Below are 1,998 nucleotides of genomic sequence, written 5' to 3'. Positions count from 1 at the left end.
CGAACTCAATTCCCTATTAACCACCGAAGAGTCCACGAAAGACATGGATAATTATCGGAAGCTCACGCGCGAGCATTCTGATATTGCGATGGTAGTTGAGCAATTTGGCTTATACAAACAAGCTGAGGCTGATGCTCAAGCCGCTGAAGAGATGCGCAAAGATCCTGAGATGAAGGACTTTGCCGACGAAGAACAAAAACAAGCACAAGCTACTATGGAGGAGCTTGAGGGCGTCCTACAAAAACTCTTGCTACCCAAAGATGTCAACGATGAACGCAATGTCTTCTTAGAAATTCGTGCAGGTACGGGTGGTGATGAGAGCGCACTTTTTGCTGGTGACTTACTCCGAATGTATACGCGCTTTGCTGAACGCCAAGGCTGGAAGGTTGAAGTGGTCAATGCTGCTGAATCTGACCTGGGTGGATATAAAGAAGTTGTTCTCCGCTTAGTAGGCCAATCTGTTTACTCGCGCCTCAAGTTTGAATCTGGTGGACATCGCGTGCAACGCGTACCTCAAACAGAAACTCAGGGCCGTATTCATACTTCAGCCTGCACGGTCGCAGTTATGCCCGAAGCAGATGAACTAGAAGCAGTCAAAATAAATCCTGCCGAATTACGTATTGATACTTTTAGGGCTTCAGGTGCAGGTGGTCAGCATATTAATAAAACTGATTCTGCAGTTCGGATTACACACCTACCTACAGGCACAGTGGTTGAGTGTCAGGATGACCGTAGCCAACACCGCAATCGCGAGCAAGCGATGAAGGTGCTGGTCTCACGCATCATGGATGCTCGTGAACGTGAGAAACATCAGCTCGAAGCGCAAACCAGAAAATCTTTAATTGGCTCTGGTGATCGCAGCGATCGTATTCGCACTTATAACTTCCCTCAAGGTCGGATTACTGATCACCGCATTAATCTCACGCTCTATAAGATTGATGCCATGATGGATGGGGATTTAGATGATCTGTGCAATGCTTTGGCTTCAGAACATCAAGCAGAGCTTCTTGCAGCGCTTGGGGATAATTGATACAAGCAAGATGAGTATCAATCAGTCTTTACGAGAATTCATTAGCAACTGCGCATTGCCAGCCAATGAGGCACGGATATTGCTAGCCCACCTACTAGAGAGGCACTATCAACTCCCGCGTTCTGCGCTCCTATCGCGCGACGATATGCGTCTGAATGAGCAAGCTTTTGAGGAATGGGAAAGTCTAGTCTCCAGAAGAATGAATGGTGAGCCCATTGCGTATATCTTGGGTAAGAAGGGTTTTCATAATATTGAATTACAGGTAGGGCCTGGGGTACTAATTCCTCGCCCAGAAACTGAGCTTCTTGTAGAGATTGCCCTTAGTGAAATCGCCAAACTCAATAAACCCACCAAAGTGTTAGATCTAGGTACTGGCTCCGGCGCTATCGCCCTTTCGATCGCTAGTGCTGCACCCCAGGCGTCACTGCTTGCAACAGATCGATCAGCTGAGGCTCTAGCAATCGCTAAGCATAATGCCCACTTTCTGAATCTGACAGAGCAAGTCCAGTTTTCACAAGGCAATTGGTATGAGGCAGTGAGCCCACAAAACCAGTTTGACGTGATTGTTAGCAACCCACCCTATATTGCTAACCAGGATCCCCACCTCACTCAAGGGGACCTCCGATTTGAGCCGCCTTCAGCGCTAACCGACTATGCCAGCGGCTTAAGCTGCCTAGAGATCATTATTGCCGGAGCAGATAAGTACCTGAAACCTGGCGGGCTGATTGTTGTAGAGCATGGCTTTGATCAATCCGAAGCGGTGCTGGAGCTAATGAAAGAGACAGACCTAATCGATGTACAGGCGCACCTCGATTTAGCGGGCCACAGCCGTGCAGCTTCTGGGCGAAAAAGACTCTAAAACCCACCAAGGGAATTAACCCTTTTCTACAGATAGCCTTAAAATTAACCCATTATTAGTTGCAATTCAAGATCATCTTATAGCGTCAATTCAGGAAGAAAATTATGGA

At 47.4% G+C, this 1,998-nt stretch carries 2 protein-coding genes; both read left to right on the top strand.

Annotated elements, in window-relative coordinates:
* The coding region (gene prfA, locus B7X71_RS15910; protein ID WP_293601449.1) for a peptide chain release factor 1 at positions 1-1,030 on the top strand (1,030 nt) is incomplete at its 5' end.
* A gap of 10 nt (positions 1,031-1,040) precedes the next feature.
* Positions 1,041-1,889: a peptide chain release factor N(5)-glutamine methyltransferase gene (gene prmC, locus B7X71_RS15905; protein WP_293601448.1), complete on the top strand. Its 849-nt coding sequence runs from the start codon at positions 1,041-1,043 to the stop codon at positions 1,887-1,889.
* Positions 1,890-1,998: the final 109 nt, after the last annotated feature.

It is taken from the genome of Polynucleobacter sp. 39-46-10 (assembly GCF_002282275.1).
Note: the sequence above shows the minus strand (reverse complement) of the source record. Positions and strands in the feature narration are given on the sequence as shown.